General features: G+C 43.7%; 13 protein-coding genes. 6 read left to right on the top strand and 7 right to left on the bottom strand.

The genetic code is table 11. From position 1 onward, the window contains the following. Positions 1-296: 296 nt before the first annotated feature. The 5 genes from glyS to phnC form a co-directional block, all read right to left on the bottom strand. Positions 297-2,435, bottom strand: a complete 2,139-nt coding sequence (gene glyS, locus J7545_RS12955) for a glycine--tRNA ligase subunit beta (RefSeq protein ID WP_318719644.1) — start codon at positions 2,433-2,435, stop codon at positions 297-299. Between the two features lie 151 nt (positions 2,436-2,586). Beyond that, positions 2,587-3,450 carry a DMT family transporter gene (locus J7545_RS12950; RefSeq protein ID WP_318719643.1) on the bottom strand — a complete coding sequence of 288 codons (864 nt, stop codon included), beginning with the start codon at positions 3,448-3,450 and terminating at the stop codon, positions 2,587-2,589. Beyond that, a complete protein-coding gene (locus J7545_RS12945; RefSeq protein WP_318719642.1) occupies positions 3,447-4,964 on the bottom strand; it encodes an adenylate/guanylate cyclase domain-containing protein in 1,518 nt (505 codons plus the stop codon). The genes J7545_RS12950 and J7545_RS12945 overlap by 4 nt, the downstream gene beginning before the upstream one ends. A gap of 88 nt (positions 4,965-5,052) precedes the next feature. Then, positions 5,053-8,547 carry a PAS domain S-box protein gene (locus J7545_RS12940; RefSeq protein ID WP_318719641.1) on the bottom strand — a complete coding sequence of 1,165 codons (3,495 nt, stop codon included), beginning with the start codon at positions 8,545-8,547 and terminating at the stop codon, positions 5,053-5,055. Between the two features lie 129 nt (positions 8,548-8,676). Then, the gene (phnC, locus tag J7545_RS12935) at positions 8,677-9,426 is read right to left on the bottom strand and encodes a phosphonate ABC transporter ATP-binding protein (protein ID WP_318698823.1); all 750 of its coding nucleotides are present in this window, start codon (positions 9,424-9,426) and stop codon (positions 8,677-8,679) included. 100 nt (positions 9,427-9,526) lie between these two features. On the opposite strand from phnC, the gene J7545_RS12930 reads away from it, so the two are divergent. Together J7545_RS12930 and J7545_RS12925 are read left to right on the top strand one after the other, a co-directional pair. Next, positions 9,527-10,105 carry an FHA domain-containing protein gene (locus J7545_RS12930; RefSeq protein ID WP_318698824.1) on the top strand — a complete coding sequence of 193 codons (579 nt, stop codon included), beginning with the start codon at positions 9,527-9,529 and terminating at the stop codon, positions 10,103-10,105. Beyond that, a complete protein-coding gene (locus J7545_RS12925; protein ID WP_318698825.1) occupies positions 10,102-11,988 on the top strand; it encodes a mechanosensitive ion channel domain-containing protein in 1,887 nt (628 codons plus the stop codon). The genes J7545_RS12930 and J7545_RS12925 overlap by 4 nt, the downstream gene beginning before the upstream one ends. A gap of 337 nt (positions 11,989-12,325) precedes the next feature. Here J7545_RS12925 and J7545_RS12920 read toward each other — a convergent pair whose 3' ends face one another. After that, positions 12,326-13,534: a potassium/proton antiporter gene (locus J7545_RS12920; protein ID WP_318698826.1), complete on the bottom strand. Its 1,209-nt coding sequence runs from the start codon at positions 13,532-13,534 to the stop codon at positions 12,326-12,328. A 164-nt stretch (positions 13,535-13,698) separates the two neighbouring features. On the opposite strand from J7545_RS12920, the gene J7545_RS12915 reads away from it, so the two are divergent. The 4 genes from J7545_RS12915 (at position 13,699) to J7545_RS12900 (ending at position 17,521) form a co-directional block, all read left to right on the top strand. Beyond that, entirely contained in the window at positions 13,699-14,448 is a 750-nt protein-coding gene (locus J7545_RS12915) for a calcium-binding protein (RefSeq protein WP_318698827.1), read from the top strand. 114 nt (positions 14,449-14,562) lie between these two features. Then, positions 14,563-15,024, top strand: a complete 462-nt coding sequence (locus J7545_RS12910; protein WP_318698828.1) for a hypothetical protein — start codon at positions 14,563-14,565, stop codon at positions 15,022-15,024. A gap of 103 nt (positions 15,025-15,127) precedes the next feature. Then, entirely contained in the window at positions 15,128-16,588 is a 1,461-nt protein-coding gene (locus J7545_RS12905; protein WP_318698829.1) for a hypothetical protein, read from the top strand. A 135-nt stretch (positions 16,589-16,723) separates the two neighbouring features. After that, complete coding sequence (locus tag J7545_RS12900; RefSeq protein WP_318698830.1) at positions 16,724-17,521, top strand: hypothetical protein; 798 nt, start codon at positions 16,724-16,726, stop codon at positions 17,519-17,521. A 145-nt stretch (positions 17,522-17,666) separates the two neighbouring features. Here the strand turns inward: J7545_RS12900 and J7545_RS12895 are convergent, their stop codons facing one another. After that, positions 17,667-18,230: a hypothetical protein gene (locus tag J7545_RS12895; RefSeq protein ID WP_318698832.1), complete on the bottom strand. Its 564-nt coding sequence runs from the start codon at positions 18,228-18,230 to the stop codon at positions 17,667-17,669. Positions 18,231-18,446 lie beyond the last annotated feature (216 nt).

Below are 18,446 nucleotides of genomic sequence, written 5' to 3'. Positions count from 1 at the left end.
TGATAAAACTGCTTCCGGAAAAACCTGAGCCAGTTTTATTGGCTCAGATTTACACACGCATTAGCTCTTTAGGACGCATTCACAAGGTTTCTGCCAATCATGCTTCCTGAGCCAATTGGCGAAGGTATTGTTCAAGAAACCCGGTTTCTGGGTTTATGACCCAAATTTAGGATACCCAAAAATCAATTCTCTAAACCCGCCCCCACCCCCGCAAAGGGTTGGGGGGCAGGTTCACAACAGTTGTTGGTGGGAATTGGAGATATGGGTGAACCTGCCCCTACAATAACCGGGTTTCTTTAATTGACGATCGCCCCAAAATCCGCCAAAACCCGCGCATGATTTCGCAAAATTCCCAGTAAATTCAACCGGTTGGTTTGTATCTTTGCATCTTCCGCCATCACCAGCACGCTATCTTCGCCATCGAAGAAGCGACTCACCGTAGGGGCAATTTCCCCTAAAGCATTGACCAAATCTTGATAGTTGCGCGTTTCTTGACAGCGTTGGGTTTGGGGCACAATTTTGACCATGGCATCGTAAAAGGCTTGTTCTGACGCTTGCTCGAATAAGTCGGGTTTCACCACTCCCACGGGATCGAGTTGTTCTTTGTCCAAACTTCCCTTAACCGCTAACCGAGTAGAACGGTTGACGGTGGCGTAAATTGCGTCTAACTGTCCAGATGTGCGGATTTCTTGCAAAAATAGGGCGCGTTTGAGCAAGTCTAGCAGATCGGCTAATCCGCGACTGGCATATTCGGGGTCATCTTCCCCTAAAACGGCATTCACGAGATCGTAATCAATGCTTTTGTCTTCCTGGAGTTGGGTGCGGATGCGTTGCAGGAAAAACTCTTCTAAGGTGGGGACTAAATTGGGAAGGTCGCTATTGGGCCAGCAGGAGGCTACACTATCCACCAGGAGTTGATGCAGATCCAGGGGTAAATAGCCCTCCCAGGTAATACTAATGATGGCATTGGCTGCGCGTCTGAGGGCGAAGGGATCGGAGGAGCCACTGGGAATCATGCCTAAACTAAAGATACTGATTAATGTATCCAGGCGATCGCCCATTCCGACAACTTGACCGACCATAGTTTGCGGTAAACTATCCCCAGCACCTTTGGGTAGATAATGCTCTACAATACCGGTAGCAACGGCTTCCGGTTCTCCACTGGTACGAGCATATTTTTCCCCCATCACTCCCTGCAACTCTGGGAACTCGTACACCATTTGCGTGACTAAATCTGCTTTACATAATAGAGCTGTGCGATCGCATAATTCCCGCTCTGATTCTGTTAACTGGAGTTGTTCGGCCAAAACCCGAACACAAGTCCGAATACGCTCGACTTTATCTCGAACTGAGCCTAATTTTTCCTGAAATGTGACTGCTTCTAACTGATCGACATAACGTTCTAGGGGTTTAGCTAAATCCGCTTGATAGAAAAACTGACCATCAGCGAGTCTAGCGCGAATCACCCGCTCATTTCCCTGGGCGATCGGGTCAGATTTTGCCGGGTCACCATTAGAAACGGTAATAAAATAGGGCAAGAGTTCTGCTGATTCTGGGGATTTAAATACGGGAAAATAGCGTTGATGGGACTCCATTTCCATCGTCGTCACTTCCGTGGGGAGTTGCAGAAATTGGTCATCAAACTTGCCCGCGACTGCGGTAGGATATTCGACTAAGTTGGTGACTTCTGCGAGTAAATCGGGGGAAATTCGTGCATATCCGCCTAACTTTTCCGCGCACGCTTGGACTTGAGTTTTGATGGTTTCTTCGCGCTTTTGTGGGTCAACTTGAATAAAAATCGACTCCATAGCTTGTAGATAGTCCGAAGCTTGCTCAAGACTCACGGGTTGAGGATGGAGGACGCGATGGCCATAGGAGAGGCGATCGCCAACAATCTCAGTAGAACCATTTTCGAGTACAATCGGCAGGAGCTGCTCATCGAACAGCGCCACTAACCAGCGAATGGGACGGGGAAAGCGAATTTGACCATCTCCCCAACGCATAAACCGTCGTCCTTCTAACCCAGAAATCCATTGGGGAACCCATGCACTCAAGAGTTCCGAAACCAAGCGTCCGGGGATTTGTTTGCGAATAAAGACAAAATCGCCCTTTTCCGTCGGTCGAATCTCGAAATCCTCTACCTTTACCCCTTGCTTTTTAGCAAATCCTTCTGCGGCCTTGGTCGGTTTCCCGTCCTTAAATGCAGCTTTAGCGGGAGGGCCTTTGACTTCTTCTTCTCGGTCAGGTTGTTGCTGGGGTAGTCCATCAATGAGTACAGACAGACGACGGGGAGTCGCGTACACCTCGATACTTTCGGGAGTAAGCAGTTCGTCTGCTAAACTTTGGCCAATGAGCGATCGCCACTGACCGATAGCACTAGCGATAAAATCAGCAGGGAGTTCTTCTGTACCAACTTCTAAGAGGAATGTAGACATATAACCGGACTATTGAGCAAGCAAATTTAAGGCGATCGAGATTAGACCTCTTGCATAAGCGAGCAGAAAATAAATGGCAATGGAGTAATTTCTGTATTCTTATCCCTATTCCCTATTCGCTATTCCCTGACTTCTGCAAGAAGTCCAGTATTCAGTTTACCTTGGTCTGGCTCTGATTAACCCAAAATACACCCATCAGAATCATAGCACCTGCGATCGCCACAGTCAGAGTTAAGGGTTCTCCCAAAACCAGCCAAGCGATTGCGGTAGCGATAATCGGCACTAAATAGAGAAAACTAGAAGCTTGGGCCGTGGATAAGTGTGCTAAGGTATACGTCCAAGCGATATAGGCGATCGCACCGGGAAAAATCCCCAAATAACCCACCACTAAACCCCCTTTCAGCGTATCAGGAAATCGGACAAAGAACAGAATGGGTAGAGTCCCCAACCAGACCGTATAACTCGCTAATTCTAAAGGAGAATAGCGCTCAAAAAACGGTCGCTGAAGGACAAAATAGAAGCCTTGAGAAAACGCTGCCATTAAAATCAGCCCAGAGGATAGAGCAAAAGTCAAATCTTGTCCTTTTCCCAGAACAATTAACACGATTCCTCCTAACCCCAAAGCCATTCCTAACCACCCTTGAAGCGGTAAGGATTCCTTGAGAATCGTAGCGGCGAGAATCGCTGCTATACAGGGACTAGAAGCATTTAAAATACTTGCCGTACCTGCGGGAACCACCGTTTGTCCCCAAGATAAGAGTAAATGATAGAAAGAAACCCCTAAACATCCTTGGAGTAATAATCGGGGTAAATCGGACGAATGGGGGCGACGAATTTTCCCAGAAATCATAGCAAACACCGCTAGTCCCAAAGAAGCAATTAAAAATCTAAACGCCACGAAATTGAGCGGATGAATCGTTTGCACAACATAACGAACTCCCGGAAAAGCCGAACCCCAAAGCAAAATACAAATAGATGCCCAGCACCAACCTACCCAACGAGATTGAGTCCTCATCCTTCCCGCTCACTCAATAGCCAATAAGTCGTCATTCTTCCTCGTCCTTTCACCGTAAATGAGCCTCGTTTTTCTAAAATAAATGTATCTTGTAATTGATCGTAGGTGGCTTGAGTCACTTGAATCTTACCGGGTAAACCTTGAGATTCCATCCGAGACGCTACGTTAACCGTATCTCCCCACAAATCCAATTGCAATTTACTAACTCCAATAACCCCAGCAACTACCGGCCCCGTATTGATACCAATTCGCAGTTGAAAGGGTTGACTATTGCGCAGTTCCAACCGATTTTCTAGGACACAAGGACGATTAAAATCTTTGATGACTTCCTGCATATCTAAAGCCAAGTTTGCAACTCTTTTAATAGATTTTTCCTCTTGTATATTCTGGTAAACAGGCAAGCCTCCGACCACCATATAGGAATCACCAATCGTCTTTATTTTTTCTAGCCCATAATGCTGCGTTAGTTTATCAAATTCAGAAAATATTTGATTCAACAAATCCACTAATTCAGTCGGGTCTATTTTCGCCGAAAGTTCTGTGAAGCCAACTAAGTCGGCAAATAAAACAGTGACTTCAGGCAAGTAATCGGCAATAGTATGGCGATTTTTTTTGAGCTTCTCGGCAATATATTGAGGAAGGATATTTAAAAGCAACTTTTCTGATATTGTTCTTTGTTTGCGTAATTCTTCTTCGATCTTCCTTTTTTCGGTAACATTGCGAACTGTTCCTTCAAAGTACAGTAGATCGCCATTCTCACCTTTGACTTTACGGACACTCTCGGAAATCCAGATTTTATCCCCGTTCTTACAATATATTTCTGATTCAAATTCCTCAACAAAATCATAAATTTCCATATAGGCTAAAAACTCATCTCTCCGTTGAGGACGGACATAAAAATTTTCATTAATATTGGGAATTGTATCAATTAAGTCCTCTGGAGAATCATATCCATAGAGTTTAGCGAGAGCTAAATTCGCTTTCACAAATTGCCCCTCTGGAGTGGTTTGAAACATACCATCAATAGCATTTTCAAAAATACTGCGATAGTTTTCTTCCGCTTTTTGGCGAGCTTGAGCTTCCTGTGTGAGCAATTCTTGAAGGTTAAGCAAGCTCAGTTGAATGTTGATTTTTGAGAGAATTTCGGTGACTTGAAGCGGTTTGGTGATATAGTCGTTCCCTCCTACTTGAAAGGCTCTGGTTTTATCTAAATCGCTCCCTAATGCACTGACAAAAATAACAGGAATTGCTCGATATTCTGGATGGGATTTAATCTTTTCACACAGTTCGTAACCATTGATATCTGGCATCATAATATCAAGCAAGATTAAATCCGGTTGAGAATGGCGTACAGCATTGAATGCTAATTCGCCATTAATAGCTTTGCGGACACGATACCCTTGTTGAGTGAGGATATGGGATAAAAATCGAATATTATTCGGGTTATCATCGACGACTAAAATATCCTTAGACAAGGGTAAAACGGTATGGTCTTGCATGATCGGAAATCCCAAAGAAAAATGGGGGGCGTGAACAAAATAGTCGAACTTTCTGAGCCTCGATCGCCTCTTCCCCGTTATAACATTTGGATCGATCCTCAGTTCAATACGCCAAACCCTCGATTGCCTCTAGGGTAGCATCGAGAATCCGATCTAGGCGGTAATGGTGGAGTAAATCGGCGATCGCCTCCCTTAAGTCGGACTCAGCCTCTGGAATCTCTTGCAATAGTTTTTGAATAAACTCTTCATCGGCTTGAGTGGCAGCTTGATGTAACTGATTAAGCCAATCCATGGGCATCTTCATTAACTGCGTTCCATTTAATAGTGCTTCTGTCCGATCGATCGGGTGTGCAATCATTTCCAGATCGTCACGGGTTTCATAGACGTACTCTACACTTAAATAATGACTCATTTTGTCTAATAAAACGGCTTGGGTAACCGGTTTATAAACCAATTCGTTACATCCAGCCTCTTCGATCAAGATTTGGTCTTCTTCCAAAGCGCTGGCTGTGAGGGCTAAAATCGGAATGGCAGCTCGGCCGGTGTTTTGTTCTTGCATCCGAATCAAGCGAGTGGCTTGATACCCATCCATCACTGGCATTCGTAGATCCATCCAGATCAGATCGGGAGACCAACTTCTCCATAAGTCTAAGGCTTGTTCTCCATTTTCGGCTTCGTGCAGCTCAAATCCTAGAAGCTGGAGTTGTTTTAATAACAGTCGCCGATTTTCCCAATGGTCATCAACCACTAAAATCCGGTAGATGGGTTGGTTGGGTGCTAAGGCGATCGCCTGTTTTTCCACTCTCTGCTCTGGAATCTCTTCCGCATGTACTGTTCGTAAGGGCAGTCGGACTCTGACTAAGGTTCCCATTCCCACTTGGGAAGAGATATGAATATCCCCTCCCATCAGTTGAAGCAGTTGTTTACAAATGGTCAAACCTAACCCCGTCCCTTGTCCAGATTTCACCCCGGAGCTGGTTTGCATAAAAGGTTCAAATAATAAGGGTAATTCCTGTGAGTCTATTCCTTCACCCGTATCTTGGATTTCCCAGATATAGTCTTGGATCGGAAGCTGATTACTCTGAGGTGCAGGAAACACTCGAAGTTTCACTTCTCCTTGATGGGTGAATTTTAGGCTATTGGATAATAAATTGATCAAAATTTGCCGCAGTTTTCTCTGATCCGCAATCACCCAATCCGGAACGTTGGGATTAATAGTGGTTGATACCAGAATGCCTTTCTGGTCAGCTTTGAGTTTTAAAATATCCTGCACTTCATCGAATAAACGATGTAAATTGAAGTAGCTTTCTTCGAGACTAATTTTACCGGCTTCAATTTTAGATAGGGACAGGATATCATTAATCAGGTCTAATAAATGCTCTCCACTGCGATTGATAATTTGCAAATATTCCTGGTGTTCAGAATTTGCAAGACATTCTCGCCTCAGAATTTGAGTGAATCCTAAGATTGCATTCAGAGGAGTGCGTAATTCATGACTCATACGAGCAATAAATTGGCTTTTGGTTTGATTGGCAATTTCTGCTGCTTGTTTGGCACTTTGTAGGGCTAGTTGAGTCTGTTTCCGGGCTGTGGCATCCATTCCTACACTGAGTATGCCCGTTATGTCTCCAGATTCATTATAGAGTATGCGATTCGTCCATTCAATCCAAACGCGATCGCCATTTTTGAGTTGATTTTCGTTTTCATAGGTAACATACTGGTCTGTGTTCTCTAAAATATGGTCGATTGTCGAGTGTAAAATATTGCCCTCTGTATCTTGGATCGGCACAATTGTACCTTTAACATTTTGACCTATAATTTCTGCTTCGGTATACCCAAAAAAACGTTGGGCAAATTCATTAAAAAATACAACGTTTCCTTTACAATCAACTTGTAATATGATACTATTAGCCGAATCCACCAATTGGCGATACTTCATTTCACTTTTCCGCAGTGCAAACTCGATTCGTTTGCGCTCTTCTATTTCTTGTTCCAACAAATGATATTGTTGATTGAGGGTATCTTTAGCCAACTGTAGTTCAGTAACATCGGTTTGCACACCGATATAATAGACGAGTTCTTGTTGTTCGTTGAAAATGGGCGATAAGGAGAGGTCATTCCAGAAAACTGTGCCATCTTTGCGGTGATTTTTGAGAGTAATTCGGCAAGCTTTTTTCTCTTTTAGAGCTTTTCTTAAAATCGTTAATGCGGATTGATCCCGATCGTCTCCTTGCAAAATGGTACAAGTTCGACCAAGAATTTCAGCTTTTGTATAACCAGTTAGTTTTTCAAATCCGGAATTGACGTAGATGATCGGATTTCCGGGTTTAGTGGAGTCACTAATAGTAATACCATTGGTGCTGGCGGCGATCGCTCTTTCCAGTAACCCGAGTTTTCTTTCCGTCTCTTTTCGATGAGTAATTTCACGGGAAACCCAAATGGCTGTATCTTTGTTTAAAGGAGAAATTGTGGACATAAACCAATGTTCTTGTCCTTCAATTGGCCAACAATATTCAAGGTTTTCTATGGTTGTTCTGCGATCGATAACATACCGCGTCCAATACTTTTTAAATTCAGCAATTTGAGAGGGAATAATATATTCAGTTTTTTGAGGTAATTTTTGTTTCTGGTGGTACAAACTAATGGGAGAGCGAGTGGGGGCAATTTTAATACAGTCCCCTTCATAGTTAAAGACCATAATCGCTTCATCCATCGCCCCAAACATTGCTAAAAGCTGATTTTCAGAGTTTTGTAATAACTGCTTAGAGTGTGTTAATTCAGTGACATCATTAATATTAAACAATAAATACTTTTGGCCGCCCAGTTTAATAATTTGGACTGAGATCAAGCCAATTCTTTGTTGATTGTCCTTGTTTTTGAAGATAATTTCAATATTAGACAGTTCTTGTTGTTGTTCAAGTCTCTGAACTAAAGAATCCCAATCTTCAGAGAATAAAAAGGACTTTAAATTAGATATTTTCTCTCCAATCACCTCCGTCCTATCGTATCCAGTATATGCCATGAAATGTTCATTTATTTCTAATATAATTCCCCGATCGTAGCTCATCAAAAATAGCAAACTTGGACTAGAAAAGAAGATTTTATGAAATCGTTCTTCTGATAAAACCCAACTGGCTTCTAGTTGTTCAATGATATAGTCTTTTTTCTGGAGCGATCGCCGTAAATCTAGGTTTTCTTTGTCTTTTTTGTTGTATTGAATATAACTCTCAACTTTGACCCGCAGTTCAACTAAGCTGAGGGGACACACCAGATAATCCTTAACTCCAGCCTCAAAAAAGGCAATTCTATCCACGGAAGTACCGGAGGAATTTAGAGCAAAAATGGGTATATTTTTACAACTCGGATCGGTGTGAAGGGACTCACACAGTTCCAGGGCGAGAAAGCTGGGGATACTCACTTCTACAAAGATCAAACTCGGATCTACCGTATCAAGCAAGGGAATCACTTGGGAAGGAACGGTAGCCCATTCGATATGATACCCTTGTTCGAGTAGAAAGGTAGAGAGCCACGCTAAAGATTCCGGTTGGGGATGGGCGATAATGAGTCTAGTCGGTGAAGATGGAAGGGGATGAAGCATATTTGCAAACTCCCAAGAAAACAACAAGACGCTTAAGCCAGATCAGAGTGATTTCTAGGGTGCTTGAATGGACAACCTGCCTGGGCTGAGTCGGATTGATACTTATGATAAATGCAAATCGGGATTTCTTTAAGTGAGTTGGGGACTATCAGTATAAAGATAACTTAATTGCTCCGGAGTGAGTCGATCGGTCGCTACATCTAAGACTAATTTGCCAGCTTGTAGCCCCAAAATCCGATCGCTATAGGTTTGGGCTAAGTCCACTTGATGTAAATTACATAAAATGGTTAATCCTTCTTGCTCGCAGAGCGATCGCAAAATCTGTAAGATACGATGGGAAGTCTGCGGATCGAGACTGGCTACTGGTTCATCAGCTAAAATTAACTGGGCGTTTTGTGTTAGAGCGCGGGCGATCGCCACCCGTTGCTGTTGTCCTCCCGATAGGCGATCGGCTCGTTGAAAGGCTATATCCATGAGCTTAACTCGCTCTAGGGCAGCCATTCCTTCGAGCAATAGCGATCGCGGCAACTGTCCGCTCAAACATTGCCATAGGGATACCTCCCGCAACCGTCCCCCCAAGCAATTTTCTAAAGCACTGCGACGACGGACTAAATTAAACTGTTGGGCAACTAAGGCGATCTGAGCGCGAATGTTTTGTAATTCCTTGGGGGAAGTATTGGTTAGTTCTTGATTTCCAAACCAAATTCGACCGCGATCGACAGGCATCAGTTGTAGAATAGACCGCATCAAGGTCGTTTTTCCGGCTCCACTCAACCCCAGCACGGCGGTAAACTGGTGAGGAACCAGAGTAAAACTGACCTCATCTAAGGCCATTTGATTTCCAGAATAAATTTTGGTCAGTCCTTCAACTTTGAGCAACTGAGTCCCCCCATCAACACTTTAACCATTAACAATTTTAATCATTAATCATTTTTAAGCTTGCCAACCAACTTACAACCTTAACTTGTTACCCATACCTATGTCTGAGGAGCCGTTTTTTATTCAGTTAACTTGGCAAGATCCGGAAACGGGCGATCGCCAAGACTGCGTATTTCCCTTACCTATTGCCTTCGGTCGAGACGAGGACGCAATGCCCAAAACCGTAGAGAATAAGACGGTTACCCCCGTCGTCCTCAACCATAAGAAAGTCTCCCGGTTCCATGCCTTAATTACCCTCGAAGGCAAGCAGATCCTATTAACTGACCATAGCGTTAATGGGACTCGACTACATAATCATCTCTTGCAGCAAGGAACCTTACCCCTTCAGAGTCAAGACCAGATCGAAATTGGTCCCTATCCCATCACATTAACATTGGTCAATCAGACCGATCCGCAAGCGACTGAACCGGAAACTGCCCGGCGATCTGCACTGAATTCTCAAACTCCAGTCCCATCAACGCCTTGGTGGTCTCAGTCCTGGATCATTAGTATGGTCGGCGCACTGATGGCAGGTTGTATGGCAGTGGGAACTTGGGCCCTGATGAGTTGGTTGTTAGAGAAGTCTAGACCCTCTAGACCTACGGTAGAAGAAGCGGTAAGTCTGGAATTGCACAGATGATTCAGTTTAGGTGGCGTTGGATACTGATTAGCCTGTTGGTGTGTTTGTTCACTCTTGTGGCTTACCCGAGTTGGGGACGCTCTCCGTTTAGCCCCATCGAACAACGGGCAACGGTGGAAATGGATGGTAAGGTTTTATTTGAAATTAGGGGGATTGTGGGCTTCCCCGCTTCTGAGAGAGCAGAGCTGATTAATACCAAGCTTGAACAATTGCTGCAAACCCATTTAAAGTACGGTTTACCTCTGCCAAAATACTCGATCGATCAGGATAATGAGCAATCGATTTTAAGTTTTAATGATACTTATTTGTTAACCGTGACTCCTGTGGATGTGCGGGGCGAGCGAACCACAGAATCCCAAGCACGGCGCTATGCGGCTTGGATTTTAAGCGGAATTGAAACAGCTCAGTACGAGCGTACGGCTAAGTACCTGCGAGAAGCGGTATTTGTGATGTTGGGAGTCCTTTTGGTGGCGATCGGCCTTCATGTGGGGGTGAATAAGGGGGTGGAGTTGTCAGAGCATTACCTCAGACTGTTGATCGACTCCAATAGATGTCAGTTTAGGCGCTTGCAAATCCCGGATCAATTGCTGCATCGGTTAATGAAATTAGGCCGGTTGGGGCTTTTGTTGGGATTATGGTATGCAGTGGGCTATTATCTCACGGATCTGTTTCCCTTGTTGCGGCGATCGCGCTATTGGCTCTTCGATCTCGTTTTCCAGAGTTTAACTGACCCAGTTTTTATCCTAAATGAGAATAGTTATTCTCTGCTGGATCTGCTGACATTGATTGCATTAACGGTGGGGTTATGGTTTGGGGTGCGATCGCTCACTCGGCTCTTGCGCAACCGTGTTCTAGCGTTTACGGATACCGATCGCGCTGTGCAAGATGTGTTAGGGGTATTGGTGCAATCCCTACTCATGTTTTTAGGCTTACTAATCATTTTACAAATTTGGGGATTGAATGTTAGTTCTCTCACGATTATTGCCAGTGTGTTGGGGGTAGGGATTGGATTTGGACTGCAAAATATCGCCAATAATTTGATTAGTGGTTTGATTATTACCTTCGAGCGCCATGTACAAGTAGGAGATTTTGTAGAGGTAGCCAACTTAATGGGAACAGTGGAAAAGATGGGCGCTCGCAGTACCCAGATTTTAACCTTGGATCGGGTGTCTATTATTGTGCCCAATTCGCGGTTTTTGGAAACGGAGGTGATTAACTGGAGTCATGGTAATCCCGTGTCGCGGTTGCGTTTACCGGTGGGAGTTTCCTACGATTGCGATCCAGAACAGGTCCGTTCTGTCCTGCTGAATACGGCTAAATTACATCCAGAGGTGATGGTTGAACCTCCTCCCCATGTTTTATTTAAGGGGTTTGGGGAGAGTTCTTTGGATTTTGAGTTATTGGTGTGGATAAGGGAACCACGCCAACAGTTTAATCTCAAAAGTGACCTCTATTTTCGCTTAGAGAGAGCGATGCGCTACTATAAAATGGAAATTCCTTATCCTCAACGGGATTTACGTTTGCGATCGACCCATTTAGACCGAGTTGTAGAGCAATTGCAAAAAGGCGAAGAAAATCCTCCACCCCAGAATAGTCCCCCCTTAGAGTTAACCGATACAGCATTGGAGTATCTAGTGCAGAAGATGCAAGGGGAAGAAGGAGTAGAAATCAAGGATCGATGGTACCGGGGGAATTTCTATCCGGGTGTGTTTGTAGCTGCTGAAGCGGTAGATTGGTGGATAAGAGAACTGAAGCTGAAACAAGTACAAGCGGTGGAGTTAGGGCAGGTGTTGTGCGATCACCAAATCATCCATCACGCTTTCCAGGATATCCCCTTTCAGGATAGTTACGAGTTTTACCGCTTTTATATCAAGTCCGGTTAAACAGTTGTCATTGCGACCGCAGGGAAGCATTCGCGCTTCGCGCATACTTCGTAAACGCCAAGATTACCGGGATTGTTGAGATTGCTTCATTCCGCTTGCGCGACCTTCGCAATGACATACTAATACCAAATCCTTAAATGTTTGCGACAGTTGATCCTTGAGGGACAAGGGGCTTAAGCCCCTTGTTAAGTGCATGTTAATAGAGAATTGATATAAATTTCTGCTTCGCAGACATGAAAAGCGCTCTGCTGGCAAGCATTGAAAATCAAGACTTCAAGACAGAATAGTTTCAATTCTTACTCATTACTCATTACTCATTACTTTACAGCGCTTTGCGCTATAATTTCAGCCATCGTGCGGCTGGAACCAGGGTAAAGCCCTGAATGGAGACGGAAATCAGGACAATAAAAAAGACGACATTAAAAATAGTGTTCGCATCTTCTAGGTTCATGGTAATGGGCACAATGGCTAAAATAATCGGCACTGATCCTCTCAAGCCAACCCAGGAAATATACAGCTTTTGTCGGACGTTATACTTTGTCCAACACAGACCGATGAATACACTCAGGGGACGGGCTGCGAACATCAAGAATAAGGCGATTATAATAGCGACAGGGGCGATCGCCGGAAGCTGAGAGGGAAACACCAATAATCCCAACAACAAAAACATGGTAATTTGCATCAACCAAGAAATCCCATCATGAAAATCGATAATGGTTTCTTTGTAGGGAAATTCGCGATTTCCTAAAACCACTCCTGCAATATAAACCGCCAGAAAACCATTCCCTTGTAATAACGTCGCCACCCCATAAGTGAGCAAGACTTGCGCAATACTGCCCACGGGATACAACGCTTTCGTATCTAAATGCAAACGATTGGTCATCCAACTCATCAAATTTCCTGAGCCATAACCGACTAATGTCCCGACACAAAGCTGGGTGATTAAAGCCAGAGTTAAGCTTCCTAAAGACCCTTCTTGTGCGGTTAGCATCCCCACTAAAGTCGTGGTGAGTAAGACGGCCATGGGATCGTTGCTCCCCGATTCTAATTCTAATAAAGGTTGTAAATTTCCCTTGAGATCTAATTTGCTGGCTTTCAGAATCGAAAAAACGGCCGCCGCATCGGTTGAGGAAATGATCGCCCCCAATAATAATCCCTGTACCCAAGTAATGCCATCAAATCCGAGGGATAAAGACGAGAAAGACCCTAATACTAACCAGGCAAAGGTTCCCAAGCTCAATAGGGTTATTGCCACACCGACCGTTGAGAGAATTAACCCTTGTCCCAAAACTGGGCGGATATGGCTCCATTGAGTGTCTAATCCTCCTGAAAATAGGATAAAGATTAAGGCAATATCACCGATCGCTTTGGCTAGTTCATAATCCTCAAATGCAATGCCACCGATACCTTCTGATCCGGCTAACATGCCAATGAATAGGAAGATGAGCAGTCCCGGAATCCCGAATTTTCGAGAGAGTTTGCTGGACAAAACGCTGGCTAGTAGGAGAAGACCAGCAGCGATAAAGATATAGTCTAGGGATAGCATACATTAAATCCAAAAATACTTTTTTGTGATAGTCTAAAAGTGTTTTTTTATAATAAACAAAAATAAACAAAAATAAACAAAAATAAACTTTTATACGCTATCTTTTTCGCGCTTTGCATGTTACACTTCTGAAGTGAAGTCAGACTAAAAATAGTAAATAAGTCATGGCCAATATTAATGGTACGTCTGGACAAAATGACTTTTTGAATGGAACTGAGCAAAATGACCTGATCCAAGGATTGGCAGGGAACGATACGATACTGGGACTAATGGGTGATGATTTGATCTACGGAAGCAATGACCCAAATCCCCCCCCCAATGCCCTTGATAACGATAGTATTTTGGGTAATCAAGGCAGTGACACCATTATTGGTAATCAAGGAGATGATATCATCTTCAGTGGGCAAGGGATACGTGATATTGTCTATGGTGGCCAAGGGAACGATATCATATATGGAGATCGCGGACGAGATTTCCTCCGTGGAGATCTGGGAAACGATACTATAATTGCTGGTAATTTTCCTGGACCGCCCGGAACTGAACGAGAGGTTTTAGTGGGAGGACAAGGCAAAGACTCACTCTTTGGAGGTTCAGGCCCTGATGTACTCAGTGGGGATTTCGGTAAAGATACGTTAACTGGTGGAGCAGGAAGAGACACATTTGTTCTGCGAACGAGAACAGCAGTTACTAATGTGGCTGAGGCTGATATTGTAACAGACTATCGAGTGGGAGAAGATGTTATCCAAGTATATGCCAATAGGGGAAGTTTAGCATTGAATGTCCAGGGAAATACTACAGTAATTAGTATTGCAGGCACTAACCAAATTTTAGGTGTATTAAATGGTCAATTTAGTTTTGGACAATTAACTATTGGTTATGGAAGCCCTAACTCAGATTTCAACCCTGGCTTCTAATTGAGAGTGGGAACGCAGGATCTACTCTACAGATATCGTTGTTGTAGATAAGCTTTTGTGTATCAACCTTAATCGAATTAACTAAATTACTGATTTCAGGATGCAATCAAATTTATGAACCAATCCAAGTATTTTAGGTGCAGTTTGCCTCTTTTGAGGTTTGTCTTAGGATGTTTCTTCCTGTTTACGTTGCCTTTGGGTAAGAGCGGACTAGCTCAAAGCAATAACCTGGACAGGTTAGATGCGCTAGAGGCTTCCACTCAAAATGAACTTCATCTTTCTCAAGCCTCAAGCTTCAAAGTGGCTAAAGACTTCACCAACCGTAACGGCACAATTCGGGAAGGCTCTCGAATTATGGTTGATGCTTCCGATGAATCTAATATTCCTGAATATTTGCGAAACCGGATCTTTGTGATCAATAAACCGTATGTGGTGCAAGAAGGAGTGTTTTACGATGACTTGTTTATTGTTGATGAGCGAGGAAATAAGTGGGATGTGATGGCCGTTTCTCCCAATAACCTAGTCTGGCTCCAATCAGGAGATCTTAATGTCTGGGGACTGTGGCAGGGTAGATAAAAATTGTAGGGGCTTTCCGGCCGTTTCGCTTCGCCACATGAACGTCCCTACAGCAGGTCTGTTTCTCATTTGAAAATGAACACTTTTTAGGAGGGAATGCATCATGGCAGACGTAACGATTTCATCCGGTTTCGATACAGACAAGTTCGTTAACTTTCTGAAAAAGGGGTGGCAACAACTAGAATCACAAAACAGGTTGCCTGAAAGTGTAGATAATTCCTTGCTTCTCAATGGGCTTGCAATTGTGAAAGATAGACCTCCCGTCTATGATTATAGTAGGAGTCAACTCATTGTAGGTAGAGATTTACCTGGAAGTGGAGTAAAGTTGGCAGATGCCTCTGGTCTGCGGAGACAAGGGGCCAACCAAGAGATAACAAAAGTACTGACCTTTACAGCCGTTTCTAAAGATGTAGAACTTACTTCCAGACTTGAGTATACTGCACTAACTAGAGAACAGTTAGGGATTAAGCAAGTTATAGATAACGTAGATATCATTTTTGATGCTGCTGCCAGTGCTGCCAAGGTTGCTAAAGATCTAAGCTCTTCCAAAATTTCCCTAGATACGGGAAAAAATGCGGTTGCAACTTTGAAAAAATTTGGTCAAGTGAAAGCTGCTTTATCTAAAACTGAAGATAAAGTAGAGATTAAACAAAAACTCTCTGAGATTAGAGAATCAGATCAAAGTGCTGTTCCCGTGGCTCCAGGAAATGCTAGGGTGCTTGAACGTAGAATCATTCCTTACACAGTTGAAGTTCCTCTGACGGATTCCTTTTTTGTCTACAATCGAAATCCAAGAAGCGCCCAGACAGAAGCAGGTGATTTTTCTATTCCAGAGGGGACACTTCCGATAGTTTACCCTTATTTTGAACAGAGAGTACGAAATAGTAAAGTTAATCCCGGAGGGAGAACAATTAGAAAAGGGGTTCCCAATCCTACATTCAATGACACTGCTGTACAGCTTATTGGCAAGAAAGATAGAGCAAGATCTTCGGGCGAGAAAATCATCGGCATTTTGGGAAATCTTTTTGGTAATCCAATACGAGAAGATTACGTTAACGTTTATGCCGCACCCATTTCAACAGTTTATAAGGCTTATCTGAATACCCTTTCTGAGAGCGATCAAAAGAAATTCAAGCAATCAGTTATTCCTCATACCACCGGGGGTAAAGATAATTCCCTTGAGTTTAAACAAAGTGACTTTACAAAACTTTCATCAGTAAGAGTTGAGGATAGGTTCTACGAGTATGCTGATTTAGTCGAAGGAGGAAGATTTGCACAGATCAATCAAGATAGAAATATTTTAGATAGATTAGGTACTCCGCCAGTAAATCCAGATTCTGCCATAAATTTTTTCAAAAACCCGACTCTCACTAGGGCATCGGCTGTGAGTAGTTCTAATTTGACTTTGGTAGATACAGCACCAGGCTCTAGTTTAGCTCCTGTAAATTCTAACCCAGATGAGAGTCGGCAATTTGCGGCTACAGGCCAGAGTGAGCATATAGACTTAAATCAGGACTATGACGCATTCTTTGGCCTAGAAGGCAATGATGAGTACCATCTATAGTTCCCCCGTTTAGTTGACTTAGATTCAGGGCTACAAATTTCAGATAACGAAGGAGAAAATCAGCTCGTATTATCAGTTGATAATGTTATCCTGGAAGACCTCAACCTAGCATTCTCTCGTAATGGGGATCATCTCGTGGTTCATCCTGATGGCGACCTTCGTGAAGACGGGGCTGAAGACCTCCTGTGGGTAGACTTCTTTGCTGAGGATGACAATGCTGAAAATTTTGTGACTGTGCGAGGTCAAGGTATAGATGTGAAACTTTCTGCTGAGGAAGTTTCACAACTCCTAATCCCGGAACCCGATTTGCTATACGGTACTTCAACGAATGATCCCCTTGATGGCGCAAGCGATAATGATATGAATCATGTTTATGGGTTCGGCGGGAATGACTTGTTAAACGCCCATGTTCGAGATACTCTCATTGGTGGAGCAGGAGATGATACCCTCAATGCAAACGCCCGTCAAGAGAATGGTAATAATCTATTGTTGGGTGGAGAAGGTAACGATGTGATTGTCCTTGGTTATGACAGCACTGCTTATGGCGATGAGGGTGATGATACCTTCTTACAAGCTGAGGGTAGTCGAGGGGGTAATTTCCTAGAAGGTGGCGAAGGCCGAGATCGTTTTCAAATTGCTGCATCAGCAGCAATTGATCCAATATTCGATCCAATCTATATTTTGGACTTCAATCCCCAAGAGGATATTTTTGTTGTGGAGCGCTTTGGTGGAGCAGTGAATGAACTCCAAGTGATAGCAGATAACGATAACAGCAATGTCAACATCTCTTATCAAGGTAATATAGTTGCCACTCTTGCCCCAGCAGAAGGATTCATGCAAAAAGATTTGGAAGGATTCTTTCAGATACAAGGTTCAGACGCTATCCTACAGAATCAATTGACAACCACAACTAACTTTGTTAATGCAATGTGATGGCTAAAGATAAAGAGTTCAGCAACAGTCGAAGGGAAGCAATCGCCGGGATTGTTGGGATTGCTTCATTCCGCTTCGCGACCTTTAGGATATTTTCTTTGGTTTTTCGCCTTGAACAATAATCTAACTGTCCTAACCAAACTGCTTATTGAAGCAAGTTAAGTGTATTTCCCGTTTTCTTAAAGCGGTAAAGAACGCCAGGTTGTAAGGAAGTGCTGCGATTGGAGTATCGGACAAAACCGGGATTGCTGTCAGTGAGTTCAATGGACTGACCTGGCCAGAGGGAATATTGCCGACCTCGGATCTCAAAGTTAATCATTTCTGAGGTTTCATTGCGAATCATGGTTTTAACGGGCCCTTGGGGAAAGATTTCTTGGCGGATAACTTTGCCATCGGGACATTTCCACTGGTTTTGAGTTCTGCGATCGGCACATCGGCTCAGAGCAACACTGCTATTCGCACAAACTTGCTCGTTGACTAATTGACTGTTGCGAACTTCTGAGCGTCTTTGTACATTGAACATGGCTGTAAATGTGCCTTCTTCAAGGTTCTCGCGACCTTGCCGAATCTCATACTCGAACTGATTGAGACCTTCTTGTACGCGAAACCGACTATTCCCATGCTCCGTGCCCAATTGCATGAGAATGGGTTCGGAGGATTCTCCTTTATCATAGGCGCGATCGGTATAAGGGCGACGATTAGGGTTCATTCCTGTGGTGATATTGGTAATGCGAACCCGTTGCCGAGGTTGAGGAGAAATGAAAGTAGAGACAAACCAGGCTTTGATATAGCAGTGAAAGGGAGAGTTAGGACATAATAGAAAGATGAAGTTAGCGATCGTGAGATGATGCCATCAGCTTATAGTATAGACCTAAGACATAAAGCCGTGGGGGCCTATGATAGAGGGGAGCGTAAGAGCCATGTG

Source organism: Roseofilum sp. SBFL (assembly GCF_017746885.1).
In the GTDB taxonomy this organism is placed as follows: Bacteria; Cyanobacteriota; Cyanobacteriia; order Cyanobacteriales; family Desertifilaceae; genus Roseofilum.
Note: the sequence above shows the minus strand (reverse complement) of the source record. Positions and strands in the feature narration are given on the sequence as shown.